The following is a 19,763-nucleotide window of genomic DNA, read 5'->3' as shown; positions in this document are numbered from 1 at the left end:
TTCATTACAAATTATATAAGAAAGGAAGTGTGATCATGAACCGAATCCCTGGACCCCATTCCGCCTTCGGCTGGAGGATCAATATGTTTCACTTTTTTCGCAGCCCTTTCGCATTTCAACAAAAATTGTTAGAAGGGTATGGTAAACTTTCGGCCCTGGGGCAAAGCGTCAAACCTTCAGCTGTATTTGCGTTTGGTCCTGAGCTGAACCGTCAAATTCTATCCAACCCGAACTTCTTTGAGATGAGCACGGCTCTTGTTAAAATACCCAAAGACACGGTTATGGGGGATTTGTTCTACCATAATCTGCTGTTGATGAGCGGTGAAAAGCACAAAGAGCATCGTCGCCTGATACAGCCCGCCTTTCTGCACAGTCAAATTGAAAGATACGGCCAGGACATGACGTTAATAACGGAACAGTTGGCAGACGAATGGAGAGGTCGTACCCTGATTGACGTTAACACTGAAATGAAAAAGTTAACGCAGCGCATCGCCCTTAAAACGTTATTCGGTGTTCAAAATAGTGAAATGATGGATACGATGGGGATGCTGATTAACCGGTTTACGAAGTCTTTTCTGCTTGCCACGCTTGCTCCACTCAATATTCCTTTCACTCCATATCGTCGCTCACTACGTAATGCACAGCAGCTTAATACTCAAATACGGTCCATGATTCATGAGAAACGACAGGAGTCTGATGCAACGGATGTACTAGCAGCACTTATTAGAGGACATGATGAGGAGGGCTCAGCATTATCGGATGAAGAATTAGTCGGACATGCATTCTCAATCTATACAGCGGGTCATGAAACCACTGCAAATGCTTTGACTTGGGCATTTTTTCTACTGGTACAGCACCCGAATATATATGCAAACTTAATGGAAGAATTAAACGCCGTGATGGGTGGAAGCCATCTGACACATGAGAAACTAAGTCGACTCTCCCTGCTGGACTATGTTGTCAAAGAGAGTTTACGTTTGCTTCCTCCAGCTAGCATCGGTACCCGCATTACAAATGCCCCTTGTGAGCTGGATGGTTACGCCCTTCCGGAGGGCACCAATGTATTTTTCAGCCAATTCATTACACATCGTCTCCCTGAGCTTTACGAGGACCCAAATTATTTTAAACCCTACCGGTGGCAGACCATTAAACCATCTGCGTTTGAATTCTTACCATTTAGTGCAGGACCTCATATGTGTATAGGTTGGCACTTCGCCATGCAAGAACTTAAGATCGTCCTCGCTGTTCTTCTTCAACGATTTAATTTTTCATTAGTACGTAATGCAAAAATCACTCCGAATCTGATGATGCGGCCCGTTCACGGCATGCCCATGCATATAAGTCTGGATCATGGCACATTTGAACGAGTTGACGTACGTGGTACCATTCATCGGGTTATCGAATATGGAGTCGTACCTGCTTGCCTTAAAAAATAATAACTTAACACGAATCCAACATCGGTTCTAATCGTTTATTTTTGTAATATTAAAAAGTAAACGCTTCAAAATAACACAGATTTGTATTTTTATGTTAGTAACGTCATTTCGGCTGCCGTTGAGTCAATTAGATTTACATCATACTGACAAGGATGTGAATAAAATGATGCTTTCACATTTACGCAGGTGCGGGCTCTTGTTTCTGGCGGCAGTTCTGATGGCGACAATTGGTGTTCCAATCCCCCATGCTCAGGCCGCTGCATTGATTACGTTGGATTCTCATCAGGACGGGCAAACGCTGCAGCCGGGTGTGACTGAGTTATTCGGAACCTACTCCGGTGTATATGATCTCCAGCTCATCGTTAACGGTGAATGGGTAACGGACGTTCGGATGGATGATCCCAATGGGGATGACAGCGGGTCCTGGTCTTACTCACTCGATACAAGTCAGCTGGATGGCTCGGTCGAGATCGTCCTTAAAGCAAACGACGCGGTAACACGATATGGCATCTGGTCTCCTTGGATCCACCTTAACATCGATAATCCTGCGGCTCATATTCCGGAAGTGCAGATTACCAGCCCTGCTGAGTTTACACAGCAGAACGACACCATTGAGGTTGACATATCAGCCGAGGGTAAAAACCCGATAGCCCTGGTTGAGCTCCGCATCGACGGCGGAGCATGGATGCAAATTCCTTCCGCACATAATGGATACACATACGAATTTGACACGTGTCCATCCCCGCAGCAGGTTCACAGCCTGGAAGCCCGCGCCACCGATACGTATGGCAATACAGGCTATAGCTTAACGGTTTATGCAAGTTCCGGTAATCCATTACCCATTAACGAAGGTGATAATTCTGCTGCTGTTACCGATGCCGTGTATCCTGAAACGGTAACAAGCACCACCTATGGTCCTGAGCCGCTGCCGGATCAGGACCGTGCAATCTGGATCTGGGAGAATGCCTCCTATCCACTGGTGCTGAATCCGAATTCGCGAAGCGTGCTCTCTTCTATGGCCAAGGATACAGCTACGTTTAATCAACGGCCGATTACGACCCTTTATTTAGCTGTAGGTAAATATAACGGAGCTGCCATGCTGGAGGATTACCGAGGCGAGGTTCAACAATTCGTAGAATGGGCACACGGCGAAGGTTTCTATGTTCAAGCATTAATCGCCGGCGGCACCACTCCACCTTATTTCGGAGCGTATAGTCGTTATCACCCTCATGCCGTCAAGGAATTCGAGCAAATCTTGAATTACAACCTGGCTTCCTCCGAATTGGCCCGCTTTGATGGCGTAAACGTGGATACGGAGCCGTATATCCTGCCCGATTTCAAAACGGCAAAACCTTCCGTCCAAATCCAGTACCTGGATATGCTGAAACTGCTGATGGAACGCAAACAGGCATCTGGTCTCACCTTGTCCGTCGGCGCGGCCATTCCAAGATGGTACGACACCTCCGCCGATGCCAGCAATATCGCATGGAACGGAGGAACCAAATGGCTGTCTGAGCATGTTCAGGACACGGTGGACTACATCTCGATTATGGATTACCGCGATCAGGCGGAGGGCAGTGCGGGCATTATTGCACAAGCGCTGAATGAGCTGGCCTATGCCAATGCGATTGGCAAACCGAAATCGGTTGTGATCGGGGTTGAGACAAAAGATATCGCGGATGGCGGAGATCCTGAGACCATCAGCTTTCATGAAGAAGGACGCATCTACATGGAACAGGAGTTAAACAAGGCGTACAACGCTTTTCTGAGCGACCCGGCGTTTGGAGGAATCGCCCTCCATCATTACTCGTCCATCGTTGATTTTCCAAGCCAGTGGGGGCCGGGCGGCTACACATGGCAGCCTCCTTCGGATCAAGAACCGCCGAGTACGGTCAGCGGGGCAGAAGCAGTTACTTTTGATTTTCAACGGATTAACATATCCTACGATATGGCAGCGGATAACTCTGCCGTGAATGAGTATCGTGTCTACAGGGGAACCGATGCCGCTTTTAACATTGGGCCGGATACTTACGCAGGGACTTCGAAAGGGCTCAATTACACAGATACGGGGCTCCTGCCGGATACGACCTATTATTATAAAATCACGGCCGTGGATATTAGCGGCAATGAAGGAGCCCCCAGCGCAGCGACCACCGCAACGACGGCTCCCTCCGCGATGAAACCCATGGTCATCGACCACATGACCATCGTCTATTCCTCCGGTACGGCCAAAGTAACCGTGAAGATGGTGGATATGGAAACAAGACTGCCGGTAACCGCCAAAATCAGCGGACGCTTCACTCATATGGCCGGCAAGTACGTGAATGCCGCGGCGAATGCGGCTGGCGTGTTCCAATCCCAATCCGAATCGGTCCCCGTATCCCGAGGCCAAATCGGCTTCCTGCCGCGGCGAATCATGGCCGACTCCTATTATTGGGCCAGCGCCTACGATCAGCTTCCATACCCGACGGTGACATGGGGGCCTTGATACAAAAAACCGCCCAGGCATAAGCTCGGGCGGTTTGGCATATTCACTTCTGTATCGTGGATGAGAACATCGTGACATCATAGGGGCATAGTTGATGTTACGCAGCAGCACATCCACTTTTTCGTCCGATTCATCCTTTGTGTAATCCATCACTACGCATGCGGATCATGCTTCCGATCCCTGTTGCCCCCAGATTTCTTATTATCCTATGATATGGTTGAAAACCGGTGACAAAGGGGACCGCTTTCGCTTCTCCAGCATGATTCCGCCTTCTTCGTTGGAGTAGGAAACCAAACAGAAACCTCTCTATGGTAATGGAGGTTGTAATCACCGCCATTACAGAGAGGTTTCTTTATCAAATCTACTTAACTTGTACAAATATCTTCACATGAAACATTGGATTTTTATCCGCATATAGATAATTTCTGACAAGGCTGTTCACTAATATTCCCTTTTTAAAATCAATCTTTGTATTTTTCAGGAAATATTCTATGTTGATAAGGTTTTTAATCAAATTTTATCGATATATTCCTCATTTCATAAATTTTTTGCAAGGTATCAAGGTGTATTGATTTATCCTCGGGCGACTCCGCGGAAGTATACCATTCCACAAGCCTGTATCCGAACATAGTAAGGATTAGTTCATGGACACAATGATCGGTGATATGGGACACATCCACATATTCCGAAAAGCCCCTGTAATAAGCCGGAATGCATTTTTGGTAGTATTCAACCATATGACAGACGTCCGCTTCGTCCGCTATTAAACTCGCGATGTCCTCACCCATGTACCCCCATCCAGCGGTATCCCAGTCGATGAGTGCGATTTTCCTGTCCGAGTAGAATATGTTTGCCACCCAAAAATCTCTATGGCAAAACACAATTGGCAGCTTTTCAATGCGACTGAATATTTCGTCCGCATGGTTATCTATATCTATGAGCATTTTACATAGGTGCTTCGGAATTTCGCAGTCGTCGGAGCGTATATAATCATACAAAACTTTCCACGACTGATACCGCAGATAGGAGCTTTTTACGAAGTCAACCTCGCTTACATTGATCAGATTCAGTAATACATCCGATTGCTTAGCATATAGCTTGCCTTGAAACCGCCCCAATTCCTCGGCTGCACGTTCATACATTTCGGGGGTTAGATTTAAGCCTGACACCCCCTCAATATGTTCCATCCATAACTGTATCTCATCACCGTTCATTTCCCCGTAATAACATTCTGGCCAGCGGAGAGAATCCGTGAAAAACTTTCCGAAATCCGATACATAGAGGTCGTATTCCCTCCGCCATGAATCAGGGTCGCCGTGGCGTTCCCATTTTTTCTGTGTTTTCCACACCACCTTATACGGCAGACTCTCACCGTCGGAGGTTTCAGCCATCCCCGTAACAAGCCTAACATCCCCTAATGTCCCGCCTTGCAACTCTTTGAGTTGATAATCTGCGCGTACTACCGTCTTGTCGAGCATTTTACTCAAAACAAGTACCAGTATTTGGGGATTTACGAATTTTTCATCATGGTTGTTCATTTAATTGTAGCCTCCCTTTTACCCTTATGTCGCATGGCAATCGCCTTTTGCCACGCGAGGCAGCAATTTGACAATGCGCGAAACTCGCTGAAGTTCCGTAACCCTTCCGGGTATTACACCTATCGGCAGCGGTTCCGCTTCGATATAGGCGTATGGTTTCAAATCAGTCATTGAACCGATCCCCTCCTACAAAATCAGAGTTGTTTTCGGGCATAAAAATACCACGAACACGCAGCCTCCTAAGAAGCTGCTGTTTCGCGGCGAAAAGCCAAAAGTCGGCTTATAATCAAAAAGGGATACGACCGTCATCGTATCCCGCTTAACAGCAGTATTCACGAAAGGTTACTGATTACGGCATAGCAACAAAACACGGTGGTGTTCCCGATGGATCTCATTCCAAGCTATAATCAAAGATTGGAACTTACTATGCCTGATATTCGGTTAAGGGAAAACCACCATTACCATATTAGCAGTCATTTAAAACATCTCCTTTCATAAGAAACAAGAATTGAAATGCCCTTACACATCCATAGTTTGGCATAATCACTTACGGGTACTCAATGTAAAATATAAATATAAACAAACTTTATTTGGTAAGCTGCTCTCCAACAAGTTCGAACCTTCATCGAAGAACCGCATACACACAGCGAAAATTCTGACATTTTTCAAATATCAATTTCCGCATCCATAAAATATCGGCCCTTTACGCCACTGATCACTTTATGGAGTTCACCCATCGCTCGTTTCACTTCAACAGGCTCGGTCCACCAATTATCTCTTCTCCCTTTGGCACGATGGTCCGGGCTCCAGACAAACTCATACCAAGGCGGCATGAAGGTCTTGAGCAGGAGCTGGCATCGGCGCATATGACTGGGCGCGCTGACAAACAACAACCGCTGGATTTGCTGTAATCCAAGGGCCCGGTCGAGTACGATCAGGGAAGCTATCACATTCTCTTTGGTATGGTTAGACATCGTTTCAATGAAGATGGACTCCGGTGGAACCCCCATCTTCACGGCTTCATCTCGCATCATGGTCGCCTCTGGTTGATCCCATTCACCGAATCGATCTCCGCCAGCAAATAAAATATAGGGTGCGCGACCATCGTTGTACAGTTCAACCGCTTTCCACACTCGATCCAGATTTTTGCCTCCAAATACAAAGATGATATCTGCCAACTGTGTGCCGTCATCAACTTCGGATTCCACTCCAAACACCACTTTGGTAATCTGTTCTCTCGATAATGCCTCTGGTTTCATCTGTGAGATCAGCATACGAGCACCTCCCATTTATTGTGTTGATGGCAAACCATGCCTGCAATCTTTCAAAGAAAAGGGACCACCATGCGATCATCCCATACCTGAGCTTCGATGTATCGTTCAGGTCCCTACTGTTTGCTCCAATACTCGGGATCTCCCGTTTCATACAACTTCTCTCCCTCTTTATTGAAACTTCGGATCGTGATCGGTGAGTTTAAATCATCTTTCATAAGTGCGTACCATACCGTCAGAGAATTGTTTTCTATTATAGTGGCTGCTTTATTTTCCTCACTCAACAGCAAGATATGGCTGGTTTCCGGATTATTCACAACCCCGTACAGCATATGAATATTTTCCGAGTTGGATTCGAAACCAAACCAGCTCAGATCATTTTCCAAACCCACTTCATTCTTTCCGATATACTCTTTTACTCTAAAACCCCCGTAAGCCTCTTCTACTGTTACTACCCCGACTTCGCTTTGGATTGTTGAAAAAAACACAAGTGTTCTTGCTCTATCCATGTGTATATGCAGCACCTCATTCAAATCGGTCTCCAAGGAATGAATAGCTTCTTCGATTTGGTTATATACACTTTCTTTTCTTAGCGGCCCTGCAAATAAAAACCAAAGGCAGATCACAATCAACATCACGGATATAACCATTGCGTTTTTGTTAGATAATGGCATCATAACGCAGCCGATTCGATTTTCTGCTTTTCACGGTCTATGAAATCATATACTTTTGAAATTTCCTCTTCATAGTTCTCTTCCATTTCAAAATACGCAACTTCGAATGCCGAACATTTTTCACGGAATGGCTTATGCTCATGAATAAAGTCTGCAGCCGTTCCCTCTTCAGGATATACACGCGCTTCAATAGCCTCTCTGTGTTTCACGATGTTGGAATAAAAATTCCGCTCAATGTACGTGGTTGAGAATCCTAAAAAAACCGGGATGATTTGTTCCGAATAAGATGGCTCCAAATCCTGAAGGTGGTGAGGCAGTACATAGCAGCCCTCGATAATTAAATTCTGATTATTCTCGATATTGGTCATGATGATCCCTTTGAGGATCGGCCATAATTTCTCACCGATGTATTCAGTTGAATCCAGCGGCGTGAACCCGCAATTTTGATCCGCTCTGTATAACCCCATTTTTAAATGGTCAATCGAAAGATAAGGAACGTGATATTTCTCAAGTAATCTTTGAGCCATATAGGTCTTACCCGTGCAGCTCACCCCGCTTATGAGTATGATCATGTTATGAAACGCCCTCCCTTAGACCATATTGCTGTATCAATCAAATCTCTTGGTATTCATTTTTCACAATGCCGTAGTAGACAAGATCCTCATAGTGATTTTCTTTCTTCACATGATCGATCAAGACCCCTTCTTGTTTCATGCCTGTTTTTTGTATGACTTGCCCGGATGCCGGATTCGAAGCAAAATGCCGCGCATAGACCTTATGATAATGTTTCACCTGAAAGGCAAAGTCCAATATAGCTTTGGAAGCTTCTGTTGCATATCCCTTTCCCCAGTACTCTTCACCAATCCAATAAGCAATTTCTCCATTATCATAGCGCTGATGATTAGTTAATGCGATTGCACCATATACCGTCCCTGTGTGCCTGTCACAAACAGCAAATTCATATGACTTATCCGCATCAAAATTTTGTATATGATGTTCTATCCATGACAAAGCACAATCAAGTGTATAAGGGTATGGCAGCGTGAGTGTGCTTTTATATATATTGTAGTTATTGCATAGCCTGACAACTGTTTCAGCATCCGATTCCCTGAATAAGCGAAGCAATAATCTCTCCGTCGTCATCGTTTTATTGATCTCGTCATATATCATTTCACTTCGCCTCTTTCATAAAAAAGTATTGAACTGCCCTGGATCCCGGTCGTCGCTCTCTATTGTCACTCGCTCCTCGGCGCAATACTGGTTATTTTCGCCTATCATACCATAATCATCTATGGCTAAACATGACAAAAAAGGCCGGATTTCTCATCCCGACCAAACAGATAATTTCTATGATCTTACAAACTAGCGAATCCACGAAGCCATCACCCGCAGACTCGCCAACCCCGGCCTCTTAAGGCTCAAAGCCCTGTTGGCTCACGAATAACTGCTCCTTCGGAAACGCCTGGCTAAACCGATCATAAACGATCTGATAGGCAGCTGGATCGTACCATTCCTCAAGTCCAAGCTCTTCATACAGCACCTGAACAGGCAGCCTCTTCGTCCGTTTCCCGCCGCTGCCGTCGCCCATGAAATAATCGTCGATGCACACGCGATTCACAAGCGGCCGCAGTATCTCGGGAAAAGCCGCCGTGCTCGGAAGCACGGGAGCGATCGCTGCCTGAGCGGGAATTCCAGCATCTCTCAGCAGCTCCAATGTTTTCAGTCTGGCTTGGACCGGCGGTGCAGATGGCGTAAAATGCTTGCGGATGTCCTCACGGTCGGTCTCAACCGTCATGCTGACCCGCACCCGATCTCCTAACTGCTGCAGCAGATCGATATCCCGCCGGACTAAGGGACTTCGTGTCTGCACGAACAGGAAATCCGGCGGTTCGCCGACCATGACCTCAAGCAGCGCGCGAGTTACTTGTTCCTTGGCCTCGACCGGCTGATACGGATCGGTGCTGGAAGACATGAAGATCGTAACGGGCCCCTTCGTTTTGGCACGTTTCAGTTCTTTGCGCAGAATGGCGGCAGATTCCAGCTTAACGTCAACCCAGCTGCCCCACTCCCCATTGCGAAAGATCGATACCGGCATTTGCCGGACATAACAATAAGAACAAGCGAAGGTACAGCCTGTGTACGGATTTAAAGTATGGCTGTATCCGTTCAGAAATCCCGTTCCTTTATTCAACAGGGTCTTGGGGGTCTTATAGAGCACTTCACTTTTAATCTCAAACACCCCGTTTCTGCACTTTCTTCTATTATACCATGTCTCTCCAGGCATCCTGGCCGGGGAATCCACCCCACTTATGAACCCTTTTACTTCGCATCATGAAAAATAATCCCTAGGCTGTACCTGGTCCCTGCCGTGATGGTGCTAACGCCGTGCCGCAGCGTGGTTCGGTAATACCCTCGGGTCCCCTGAACGGGCCGATGGTTGGTCGGAAAAATCAGTCCCGCGCCCTGTTCCAAAGTAATGACATGCCCCCGGCTCTGTGCCCGCGGCCGCTGTTCAACCAACAGAAACTCTCCGCCCGCGTAATCGACTTCCTTCTCATTCAGCACGAATACCACTTGGAACGGGAAGAATTCATCTCCATACAAATCCTGATGCAGACAGTTGTAGCCGCCCTTCTCATATTTCAAAATGAGCGGTGTAGAGCGCCCCTGCCCTTGCGAATGGCACATCTCAAGGAACTCAGCCAAGGTCCCAGGGTACCGCTCCTCGCTTCCCAGCTGCGTCAGCCAGCGGTTGGCTGTCAGTGCAAGCTCAGGATAGAAGCCTTCCCGAAGCTGTTGCAGGAGTCCTGGCAGCGGGGCCTGATAGTACTTGTACTCCCCAACCCCAAAGCGGTGTCTGGCCATGTCAATGGTATTGCGAAACCGCTCCTCTTCCGAATAAGTGTTTATGATCTCTGTACATTCCTCAGGCAGCAGAAGCTTTGGAATGACAGCATATCCCTGCTCATCCAAAGCTCCCTGTATCCCTTCCCAATGTAGTCCCGAGATTCGCTCCTGCAACGATCTAGACATACTCCGCGGTCTCCTTCACCGGGACACGCCCGCGCTCCAGCTGAAGCAGCCAGGTCTTCATCTCAAGCCCTCCGCGATAACCGGTCAAAGCCCCGCTCTTGCCAATTACCCGGTGGCACGGCACGGTTATAAGCAATGGATTGGCTCCGATAGCCGCTCCAACGGCACGAACCGCGGCCGGCTTTCCAATCTGGTTGGCGATGTCCGTATACGTATAGGTCTCGCCATACGGAATATGGCATAACGCATTCCATACAGCCGATTGAAAGGCGGTACCTTTGTAATCCATAGGCATTTCGAACCGGTCTCTGTTCCCCTGAAAATACTCGGCTAACTCTTCCGAATATACCTGCATTTTCGCATCATCCCTCATAAGCTCGCTGCCAGGGAACCTGGCGTTCACCCAGTCCGCTAACTCTTCTAACGGCTTATCCTGCGAGCCGACATAACATAATCCTTCCTTCGTAGCCGCCAGATATACATTCCAGTTGTCATGAGTCAGTCGAGTCCAGTAGATTATTGTATTATCGGATTTCATTATGATCCTGCACCTCCATGCTTGTATTATTCAACACATATTGCCCGCGATAACGGAGTGGAGTAACCCCCGTCTTCTTCTTAAACAAGGTGATAAAATAAGCCGTGTTGTCCAAACCCACCTTATGGCCGATATCCGAAATGGTTAATCCGGAATCCCTAAGGAGCGCCTTGGCTTTGTCCATCCGGTAATCCTGGATGTACTCCATCGGGGTCAACCCTTTTACGCGTTTAAATATCCGGTGCAGATGATACGGGCTGCCGTGGCTCACATCGGCCAATACATCGAGTGTCAAATGCTCCGTGTAGTGGTTGTCGATATACTCCGTAACCAGCTCAATCCATTCATGGTCCGGTAGACGTTCCCCTGTCGGCTTGCACCGTTTGCATGGTCGGAAGCGTTCGGCCCTCGCTTCATCCGGGGATTGGAACACGCGCACATTTTCAAATTTCGGGGGTCTGGATTTACAGGATGGCCGGCAGAAAATCCCGGTTGTCTGCACCGCGTAGAAAAACTTGCCGTCACTCTCTTTATCATTGCTGATGATGGCCTTCCACTGTGCTTCGGTTGGCTGAATTCGGTTTGCCACGTTTCCTCACCTCCGCTAACATTATAACCACAGGATGGATTCGCTGTACGCTTTTTGGAATAGAAGAGCAAGATAACAAAATTATACGATCCGCATTTATGTTACAACTAGTATAGATAAGTTTATGAAGGAAAGGAACCGGTGAACATGCGAGATTCAAAACCTATGCCAAGCGGCACAATCCCTGCGCAAGACCCCATATTTCTGAAGAAGCTGCCGCCGGGCCAAACCGCCCACTATAACGGGGACATGGCTCAGGAACAAGACACATATGGCCGTTTTCTTCCCCAGGACAGCTGGGAGAATCTTCAGCATTCGTTAAAGCTGCACGTGCCGAAGGAATTCAGTTTTACCGAGAACCTCCATTATTTGCAGAGATCGCCAAACGAATGTCTCTATCATATTCAACATGACGCGATTTACAGAGCGCTTTCTCTCGATTCAGAGACGACGGTCATTGAAGTTAGCGAGCTGCCTCAAGAACAGGCTATCCTTGTACGGTTTCTGGGTGATACTGCCCCAACGGAATGGAGCAAGCGTGCGGAAGTGGCGATTTATATCCGGGACTGGTTTGATCTGAACACCAATCTGGTTCCCTTCTACGCCATGGCACAGAATGACCCTCTGCTCAGTCGAGCCCTTCATTCCTTCTATGGACTGCGCAACATGGGCATCCCCGACCTGTTCGAGGCGCTGTGTTGGGGTATTCTGGGACAGCAGATTAACCTGACTTATGCATATACGTTAAAAAGACGATTCGTCGAGGCTTTTGGCCGCCGCGTGGAATGTGAAGGAGAGATTTACTGGTTGTTTCCCCGGCCCGAGGACATCGCACATCTAAACGTGCAGGACCTGGAGGGGCTCCGTATGACCGTGAAAAAATGCGAGTACCTCATCGGGGTGGCACAGCTTATGGCGGAAGGAGAATTGACGAAAAAGCAGTTGCTTGATACCAATAGCTTAGTAGAAGCTGAGAAACAACTTGTAAGCATTCGCGGCATCGGTCCGTGGACGGCCAACTATGTGCTGATGCGCTGCCTCCGGATGCCCGCGGCATTCCCCATCGACGATGTCGGGCTGCACAATGCCATCAAACATCTGCTGGGTTCGGAGAAGAAACCGACAAAGAAGAAGATTCTGGCACTATCGGCAGCATGGGCGAACTGGGAATCCTACGCTACCTTTTACCTCTGGAGGTTTCTCTATTAATCGCAGATAGAAAAAGGGATATCTCCCACAACTGCGGCGCAGTCTGTAAGGAGACATCCCTTTCTTAGCGATGATTTCTATCTCGAATACCTATTCGATGAAATATAATTTGCCGTCAACCTCAAGCGAGATCGCGGATTGTGCCAGATCGTCCTTCAGCTTTTTTGCATAATCCACCACTTGATTGAGCGAATCCTTGTCGAGTTTTTCGGCAAAAGCGTACACAATCGTAACTTTTTCCTTGATCAGGGTTTTATGGTTGTCCACCCACGCGCCTTCACCCGGAATCGCGGTAGCACCGCCAAACCAACCGGACAATTTAGTCAAGGTCTGGTCAACAAACTTCTGATGTGCCGCATCTGTAATCGGGATGTCCCCTTTCACGGTGGAAGGGACATAAATTTTCACCACATGATCCAGATGGAATTGATCGTTCAGGGCACTTTGTGTAATGGCAGTAGCCGTCGGGTTTCCCTCTGCACTGAAAGACTGCTGAACCGGCACCACGATAAGCGTTAACAACAACGCTGCAGCGAATGCAATAAGCCAACCTTTTCTCTTCATCTTCATTTCTCCTCTATGTATGGTCTCGTTCTCCCCGCATGAACCGCTGGCTACCTTTCTTGTGCTGGCCGCCAACCGGACGGTGCAAACTAGCACATATTATATAATGGACTTAACCTGTCAGCTATGGGGCATACGGATTATATTATGCGGATTCATGCAAAAAAGCCGATATTCCCGATGTAAAAACTCAGAAAATCGACTTTATGCTGAAACAGAGCTTATTCTACCGTTATTTGATCGTACCGATCCAGGATAAACTCTCCACCGATCGATGATCCATACTGCCATTTAGGATAGCCTGAACGTCATCTAGTGTTTCTAGCAGCGATACCCGCTCGCCCTGTAATCTGGTATATGCTTCCGCAACGTAAAAAGGCTGCGTAAGATAGGCTTCCAGCCGTTCTCCCCGCTCATATACTTCCGTCTCGGATGCCGGAATGGCTTGCAGGCCTCGCACTTGAACCAGCGAACGCAGCTCACGGTAACGCCTCAGCAGTTTCTGGGCACGCTGCTGAACCGACAGGTGATGCTGATCCAGATGGACTCCTTCCAATACGGAAGATGTGGAGTATAACGGATTTACGGCCGGAAACATATGTCTGGCAGCCAGGTCCGCATCAAAATACCACAGCGTCTCCAGGGGACCGTAAGGCAAATCCTCATCAACAGCTGCCCCTTTTAGATCCACAAGAAAAGTCGTGACATTCTCAATGCCTTCTTGTTGAAGACGTTCCTGAAGATCATAGATCTTCCCGGTTAAGACGTGCTCCCGGTCTGCTGCAAATACAATCTCCTTCTCCCTACTTGTATTCGCCACGATTGAATAAGTTTCTTCTATAGAGTTGGCCACCCGCTGCACATCATTAAGCATGTCCTGCAGCTCCGGATATTCACCTTCCGGCTTCAGCAGAATCGTCACATAACCTCCCGCCTTGAAGTGGTGGAACAATTCCCCCAGCAGCACAAGCTGACCCATTCCGGGACGGGCGACTAAACCGACGGTGCCGCCTTTTGCCAGCGGAGCAAATAAATCGAGCGGCTTGATGCCTGTTTCGATCATATCCACCCTTTCCCCGCGCAGGATCAGTTCATCTAAACTGCATTTCGCCAGGGATGCCAGTGCGGCAATGGTGCGGACTTCCGCCCGTCCCACGGGGATTTTTCCCGTGCACAGATTGGAGACCGTAGCAGGCCGCAGTCCAACGGATTTGGCGGCGCTAGTCAGGTTCGGAACCCTTTGTCGTAACAGTGATACATTGAGCTTCAGATTATCCAAGTGCGTACACCCTTTTTAATAGTGGATTGATTTTGTGCTTTTTTCCATAAAAAAATCTGCTGTGCGGACGAACATCCCCACATCCGGTTCAAAAATGTTGTGATCAAACTGCTCGAATTCCGCGATTTTGGCCTGAGGCAGTGATTGTTTGTATTGTTTCCACTGCTTCTAATGATAACCTAGGACTTGGTTTTATGCCACGGATCATAAGGACTGGGCAAGACAACAGCGTCAGATCGTTCCACAGTTCTACTTTCGCTGTTACAGAGCATGTAAGGCAGAGGGCTTCATCCATCATTAGCCCCCCTCTTACCTTAATGCGCCAAAAGGCAAAAATGCGTGCACGCCCTTGGCCGTATTCACGATCTGAGTTATGCGCAGATCTACTGCCAATGTGGCGTAAGCGTACGCCTCTGTTCGCGTGATGGAGTAGAGTTCCGTCATGAGGTCAAGCATCCCGCTTAGAGCCATCCACATCGCTTCGTCCAGATCCTCATGAAACCCCATCGTTAGCCAACCGGTGCTCGTCTTCGCTCTTGGCATCGTAATCGGCATATCGTCCCGGATATGAAAGGTCAGACTCACCTTCTCCATGGGACATTCCAGGGCAGGCCCGCTGACTTCGCCGTCCCCCTGCACGGCGTGACCATCCCCTGTAGAGAATAATCCGCCATCGACCGGAATCGGCAAATACAGGGTGGAACCGGCGGTTAACTCTTTGCAATCCAGGTTACCTCCATAGGGGCGCGGCATAAAAGTCGTATGCTGGCCTTCTTCTCCGGGCGGCATGCCCATTATACCCATAAAAGGTTTCAGACCCACGCTGTACTTGAAGGTTCCGAATTGACTCCGGCCTATCAAAGTCTTGGCGTCCAATTCAAAATCCAGCATGATTTCTTGAACATCACGCATCCCCAGCTTCTCGTTCCAATAACTTGGAAAACCTCCGGCGGAGGTCCAACCCCATGATCCGGGAATAATCTCGTTGATCTGGATCTCCAATGTGTCACCAGCTTTTGCACCTTCAATATGTACCGGCCCCACCAATGCATGCCCAAACTGTTTCTCCTGCCGCCCCGGCTTACGCTCAGTGAACTTCGTTCTTGGCGCACTTGGCGCAGAGCGCTTCGCAATCCCCCAGGAAGCATCCAACGTTTGATAGAGGACAGTGTCCCCTGACTGAATATACAGAGCCGGTTCCAGCTCTTTGCTGAAAAATCCATGAAGCGAGTGAATATCCGGTTTTAGCCTATGAACGTTCGACATCGGTTCTTCTCCCTTCACACCCATGATCAGAATAGCGCCGCACCTAGGCAGGCTATACCCTGTTACGTTATAAAGTATTTTATATTACTCTAAAAGTCAATACAAATTTACTCTTCGAAGTAATTATAATTACGCGTTAAGATGTGCGTTTAGTTGATGCAAGGTATCGACATTCAAATCTGGATACAAAAAAGTCCCCAGCCTCCATCCTATAGACTGGACGGGTGGGAACTTCAGTTATACTTAGACGGCATGTATTACCGTTTGTTATGCTGTGGTTTGCTCGGAGCCTTGTAGGCTCGTAACTTCAATTTCACAGATTCGAAGATCAGGAAGATTCATGGATTCTGAGATCCCTTGAAAAATAGTTCCATCGATTCATGAGTCTTATGAGTTCATTGTATCATTCATCCAGCAGCATGCCGCGTTCATCGTAAAACTTATAGTCCCTGAAGGTGTACGATTGATCTTCGGACGGAGGTAATTCAATATAAGTCACATCTGCACGGTTAGGGACGAATGTTTGCTCCAACAACTCCCCATTAATGCGTACTTGCATTTTGGCGACTTGATTATCGTGATGGGTTACAACCATCCATTTTTGAACCTCTTCCTTGGGATTATTCAGCATGAACAACCCGACAGGATCATGCGCTGTCTCTATATGTTTCCATTCATAGTTCCCTTTGGAATTTCGAGCAAACTCAATATACCCCGGCCTTTGGTCGGACAAGAATCCTACCACCCTGCTGTCATGGAAATCGGATAAATCCAGAATCTCGATTTGCCTGTTTTCGTATCCCTCAATCGACTGAATTACTTTTTGGATGGACCCCTCATCGTTTCCATACAGCTTCTTGTCGTTACTAAGATAATAAGCTGATAGAACAACAATACCAATAACCAAAACCAAGCCAATCATTACATTTTGTCTTCTCAAAATTATAGTCACGCCCCAGTACGAAAGGATGTTGTAATTGAAATCTCGGGGTCACGTAGAGAGAATCCCATACGAACACACGAACCAAGCGACCCAATTAAGGTCATATGACTGAAATACCCACATGAACTCACTCTCCAGAACCCCCACATGAACACACTCTCCAGAACCCCCACATGAATATACTTTAATTGTACTCTAACGTATTATAGTCATTTTAGGCATCCAACCGAGCATGCAAGCCATGCAACAAAAAACTCCAATCAGGCCATACCAATGGCATAACGGACTCCACGGACGTTATTTACATTAATTCGCGCCGTTTGCAAATGTAACGGACCGAGCAGACGCTATACCATAAGTATTTGCCCATTTCCCCTATTTTGTACCGAATAAGGCGGCTGAGGTCCGTTATCTTGTTCAAATGTTCCTTTTGGAGCAAATAGCGTCTCCTGTGTCCGTTAAAGTGCAAAAAACGTTCGATCACGCGACCTCTCGTTCACAGGTATTTAGGGGTCCATCTTAGAGTAACTTGCCATGCAAGTATTGGTTTGTTGTTACAATGGACTTGAGCCTTGAGATTGTATCATGCCTAATCGGCAGATTATTCGCCCTAAACAACAGAATGCCTCGCAAACACGCGATGGCTTCGAATAGTTCCAGCTCATCCTCCCCGTATCGGCCCTCGGCACAAAATGCAGCACGGTAGAAAGAGGCCCGCTTCTCACTTACATAAATCCACATCAAGATAATGGACCAGGCTATGTCATATCTAGGGTCACCTATTTGGACGTTAGTCCAATCGATCACGGTCAGCTTGCCTTCTGACTCAAGAATATTGCCCAGATGGTAATCCCCATGAATCATGCACACTGGCTTCAAGTCTGCTCGCTGAACCAGCTTCACTAATAAATCCTGGATATCGGGGTGCTGATCCACTTGCGGATAAAAATAATCAATGAAGTCGTAGCTTGATAACGCCGAACCAGTCAGACGATCAAGCGGGAACTTATGCACATCATTCAAATTCTTCGCAAGCTTCTTAAGTTTGGGCTGATCCACTTTATCTATGGGTGTCCCATCGTAACTGGTTAGCAGGACTTGATGGCCATTCACCCCATAACCCCAGCCGACAGGTTTCGAAACCGCACTTCCATACGTGTGTAAGGCATTTAAGATTTCATATTGGAATTGCACATTAGGCTGAGACTCTTTATTCCAAACCTTTAAGACAAAATCAGACTCGGGTGAGCTGATTTTCATGACCTCAGCCTCCAACCCGGAATCCAGGGGAGTTACGCTTAGTGTGGTATCATCTTCCAGCAATAACAACATTCGGTCGCTTTTCTCCATCCAGTTTATTTCACGCGCTTGGAAATCTATCCTGCTCACTGCCTTTCGCTTGGATGGTTGCACGCACTAACACACCAGCTTCCCATATCATTAATCGCTTCATCGCTAACTTGGTCAGATATTCCCTTCTATTTCTGGCAATTTACTCACCATGCCTTGCCATGTAGATGCATGCAGCCGTTATTACCTCAGTAATTTATAATCCTCCGTGTTTCCCACGATCCTCAGCCTAAATCAAGTACCCTCTTCTGTTCGTTGTTAGTATACCATCAGCGATTCAATCGTTGTAAAGATTCGGGAATAGACATCCTGGATATTGGACTCATTGCGTACATCGTTGTATAACCCATATTCCCAGTAATGAGATTCCTCGCCATAGTAACCCGTGGCATAAGCGTAAGCTGAAAGATCAGGAACATCGGCATACGATAACTCCTCAATTGTAAAGGGGACGTGTGATTTCTTAGACTCGATATAGAAAAAAGGGATGTCCGAATGGTGATAGACTTTTGCATATTGTGGATTGGAAGCCTCCACTAGAAACTCTTTCGTAATGAAAATAGCGTCAAGGTCAGACGATAACCCCTCCTCTAATTGTTTGAACGTGACTTCCTCAAAATCTATATTCTCTTCCCTTATGTTCGGAGTTTCTCCAATCAAACCAATAACTAGGCTCCTACCCTCAAAGGGTGGACCCTCATAAGGTGGAGTATCAACGCTATCGACGTTAGATTTACAGACCATTAACATCAAACATATACAGAATAGGACCATGGCATTTTTCATCATTATGGAAAGCTCCTTCGGGTGATATAGGATAAATTCGCTCACCAGACTTAACGGTTATCTCTTATGGCAATTTGGGCTCGGCTTTCACATCCGGCACCTTAATGACCTTGTAGGTATTGATCGCTTTCTTCAGTTCCCTTGTGCTTCACCGCCTGCAAAGACTCACCGACTTTTCCAATAACTCCATATTATGTGTATTTCTCCACTTCGTAAATACTTATCTTCGCTATGGCCAAGTATCCGTACAACACAAAAACCGCGATATACGCGGTTTCTGCGATCTCTGTTTGCTATTTCTCGGATAAGGAACTCGCCTTTCCTAATGAAGTTCGATGCTCCCTCCTGGATGCTCCCCAATCATGTATCACATTGAGAACGTCTTCAAATTCTCTTCCCTGCTCCGTTAAGGAATACTCAACCGTAACCGGCATGGTTGGCATGACTTGCCGTTGAATGATTCCGTTCTGTTCCAAATGTCTCAGGATCACCGTCAACGATTGCGTACTGATGTTGCCCAAATTCCGGCGTAAGCGGTTAAACCGCTGAGGACCGTCATGCAGTTCTCCAATCACGTGGACGGCCCGTTTCACGGCAACTATTTTCAAAACCTCGCCAATAACCTCCGTGCATACTTCATATTCTTCGTTATGTTCTGAATGCTCGCTCAAACCATCACCCGCCCTAACCTAAAGTAAGTTGGTCTATAATAAATGATCTTATCAATAAATATTGCCTACTGTTCTTGTTGGTTTAGAGTCATTATAATTTGGCACATAGCTGTTGATCAAGGTGCATT

At 47.2% G+C, this 19,763-nt stretch carries 20 protein-coding genes; 3 read left to right on the top strand and 17 right to left on the bottom strand.

Annotation, left to right across the window (positions count from 1 at the left end; genetic code table 11):
- Positions 1 to 83 precede the first annotated feature (83 nt).
- Both B9D94_RS12000 and B9D94_RS11995 read left to right on the top strand, forming a co-directional pair.
- The gene (locus B9D94_RS12000; RefSeq protein ID WP_253806142.1) at positions 84 to 1,436 is read left to right on the top strand and encodes a cytochrome P450; all 1,353 of its coding nucleotides are present in this window, start codon (positions 84 to 86) and stop codon (positions 1,434 to 1,436) included.
- 163 nt (positions 1,437 to 1,599) lie between these two features.
- Positions 1,600 to 3,924 carry an Ig-like domain-containing protein gene (locus B9D94_RS11995; RefSeq protein WP_148247099.1) on the top strand — a complete coding sequence of 775 codons (2,325 nt, stop codon included), beginning with the start codon at positions 1,600 to 1,602 and terminating at the stop codon, positions 3,922 to 3,924.
- Between the two features lie 506 nt (positions 3,925 to 4,430).
- On the opposite strand, the gene B9D94_RS11990 is transcribed toward B9D94_RS11995, so the two are convergent.
- The 10 genes from B9D94_RS11990 to B9D94_RS11950 all read right to left on the bottom strand — a co-directional run bounded on the left by B9D94_RS11990 (position 4,431) and on the right by B9D94_RS11950 (position 11,567).
- On the bottom strand, positions 4,431 to 5,462 hold the full coding sequence (locus tag B9D94_RS11990) for an aminoglycoside phosphotransferase family protein (RefSeq protein WP_148247098.1): 1,032 nt from the start codon (positions 5,460 to 5,462) through the stop codon (positions 4,431 to 4,433).
- Between the two features lie 24 nt (positions 5,463 to 5,486).
- On the bottom strand, positions 5,487 to 5,633 hold the full coding sequence (locus tag B9D94_RS30960; RefSeq protein ID WP_006210885.1) for a hypothetical protein: 147 nt from the start codon (positions 5,631 to 5,633) through the stop codon (positions 5,487 to 5,489).
- Between the two features lie 494 nt (positions 5,634 to 6,127).
- Entirely contained in the window at positions 6,128 to 6,736 is a 609-nt protein-coding gene (locus B9D94_RS11985; RefSeq protein ID WP_006210886.1) for a YdcF family protein, read from the bottom strand.
- Between the two features lie 113 nt (positions 6,737 to 6,849).
- Positions 6,850 to 7,368: a hypothetical protein gene (locus tag B9D94_RS11980; RefSeq protein WP_253806141.1), complete on the bottom strand. Its 519-nt coding sequence runs from the start codon at positions 7,366 to 7,368 to the stop codon at positions 6,850 to 6,852.
- A 38-nt stretch (positions 7,369 to 7,406) separates the two neighbouring features.
- A complete protein-coding gene (locus tag B9D94_RS11975; protein ID WP_148247097.1) occupies positions 7,407 to 7,979 on the bottom strand; it encodes a P-loop nucleotide/nucleoside kinase family protein in 573 nt (190 codons plus the stop codon).
- 40 nt (positions 7,980 to 8,019) lie between these two features.
- Positions 8,020 to 8,577, bottom strand: coding sequence for a GNAT family N-acetyltransferase (locus B9D94_RS11970; RefSeq protein ID WP_148247096.1), 558 nt, complete (start codon positions 8,575 to 8,577; stop codon positions 8,020 to 8,022).
- Between the two features lie 241 nt (positions 8,578 to 8,818).
- Positions 8,819 to 9,637 (bottom strand): SPL family radical SAM protein, encoded by an 819-nt coding sequence (locus B9D94_RS11965; protein ID WP_148248765.1) that lies wholly within the window; start codon positions 9,635 to 9,637, stop codon positions 8,819 to 8,821.
- A gap of 89 nt (positions 9,638 to 9,726) precedes the next feature.
- Positions 9,727 to 10,440: a 2OG-Fe(II) oxygenase gene (locus B9D94_RS11960; protein ID WP_006210891.1), complete on the bottom strand. Its 714-nt coding sequence runs from the start codon at positions 10,438 to 10,440 to the stop codon at positions 9,727 to 9,729.
- Entirely contained in the window at positions 10,433 to 10,978 is a 546-nt protein-coding gene (locus B9D94_RS11955; protein WP_148247095.1) for a methylated-DNA--[protein]-cysteine S-methyltransferase, read from the bottom strand. Before B9D94_RS11955 ends, B9D94_RS11960 begins: the two co-directional genes overlap by 8 nt.
- Positions 10,965 to 11,567 (bottom strand): bifunctional transcriptional activator/DNA repair enzyme AdaA, encoded by a 603-nt coding sequence (locus B9D94_RS11950; protein WP_006210893.1) that lies wholly within the window; start codon positions 11,565 to 11,567, stop codon positions 10,965 to 10,967. Before B9D94_RS11950 ends, B9D94_RS11955 begins: the two co-directional genes overlap by 14 nt.
- A 249-nt stretch (positions 11,568 to 11,816) precedes the next feature.
- Here B9D94_RS11950 and B9D94_RS11945 point away from each other — a divergent pair, with 249 nt between their 5' ends.
- On the top strand, positions 11,817 to 12,776 hold the full coding sequence (locus B9D94_RS11945; RefSeq protein WP_253806183.1) for a DNA-3-methyladenine glycosylase 2: 960 nt from the start codon (positions 11,817 to 11,819) through the stop codon (positions 12,774 to 12,776).
- Positions 12,777 to 12,866: 90 nt separating this feature from the next.
- Here the strand turns inward: B9D94_RS11945 and B9D94_RS11940 are convergent, their stop codons facing one another.
- The 7 genes from B9D94_RS11940 to B9D94_RS11905 form a co-directional block, all read right to left on the bottom strand.
- Positions 12,867 to 13,340, bottom strand: coding sequence for a hypothetical protein (locus tag B9D94_RS11940; protein WP_036637241.1), 474 nt, complete (start codon positions 13,338 to 13,340; stop codon positions 12,867 to 12,869).
- A gap of 232 nt (positions 13,341 to 13,572) precedes the next feature.
- Positions 13,573 to 14,619, bottom strand: coding sequence for an ATP synthase beta subunit C-terminal domain-containing protein (locus tag B9D94_RS11935; RefSeq protein ID WP_006210895.1), 1,047 nt, complete (start codon positions 14,617 to 14,619; stop codon positions 13,573 to 13,575).
- Between the two features lie 309 nt (positions 14,620 to 14,928).
- Complete coding sequence (locus B9D94_RS11925) at positions 14,929 to 15,885, bottom strand: acetamidase/formamidase family protein (protein ID WP_148247093.1); 957 nt, start codon at positions 15,883 to 15,885, stop codon at positions 14,929 to 14,931.
- A 403-nt stretch (positions 15,886 to 16,288) separates the two neighbouring features.
- Positions 16,289 to 16,807, bottom strand: coding sequence for a hypothetical protein (locus tag B9D94_RS11920; RefSeq protein ID WP_148247092.1), 519 nt, complete (start codon positions 16,805 to 16,807; stop codon positions 16,289 to 16,291).
- A 540-nt stretch (positions 16,808 to 17,347) separates the two neighbouring features.
- A complete protein-coding gene (locus B9D94_RS11915; RefSeq protein WP_148247091.1) occupies positions 17,348 to 18,160 on the bottom strand; it encodes an aminoglycoside phosphotransferase family protein in 813 nt (270 codons plus the stop codon).
- A gap of 276 nt (positions 18,161 to 18,436) precedes the next feature.
- A complete protein-coding gene (locus tag B9D94_RS11910; RefSeq protein WP_253806140.1) occupies positions 18,437 to 18,838 on the bottom strand; it encodes a hypothetical protein in 402 nt (133 codons plus the stop codon).
- A 419-nt stretch (positions 18,839 to 19,257) separates the two neighbouring features.
- Positions 19,258 to 19,635: a winged helix-turn-helix transcriptional regulator gene (locus B9D94_RS11905; protein ID WP_006210901.1), complete on the bottom strand. Its 378-nt coding sequence runs from the start codon at positions 19,633 to 19,635 to the stop codon at positions 19,258 to 19,260.
- Positions 19,636 to 19,763: the final 128 nt, after the last annotated feature.

It is taken from the genome of Paenibacillus sp. Cedars (genome assembly GCF_003184205.1).
Taxonomy (GTDB): Bacteria; Bacillota; Bacilli; order Paenibacillales; family Paenibacillaceae; genus Paenibacillus_AQ; species Paenibacillus_AQ glucanolyticus.
Note: the sequence above shows the minus strand (reverse complement) of the source record. Positions and strands in the feature narration are given on the sequence as shown.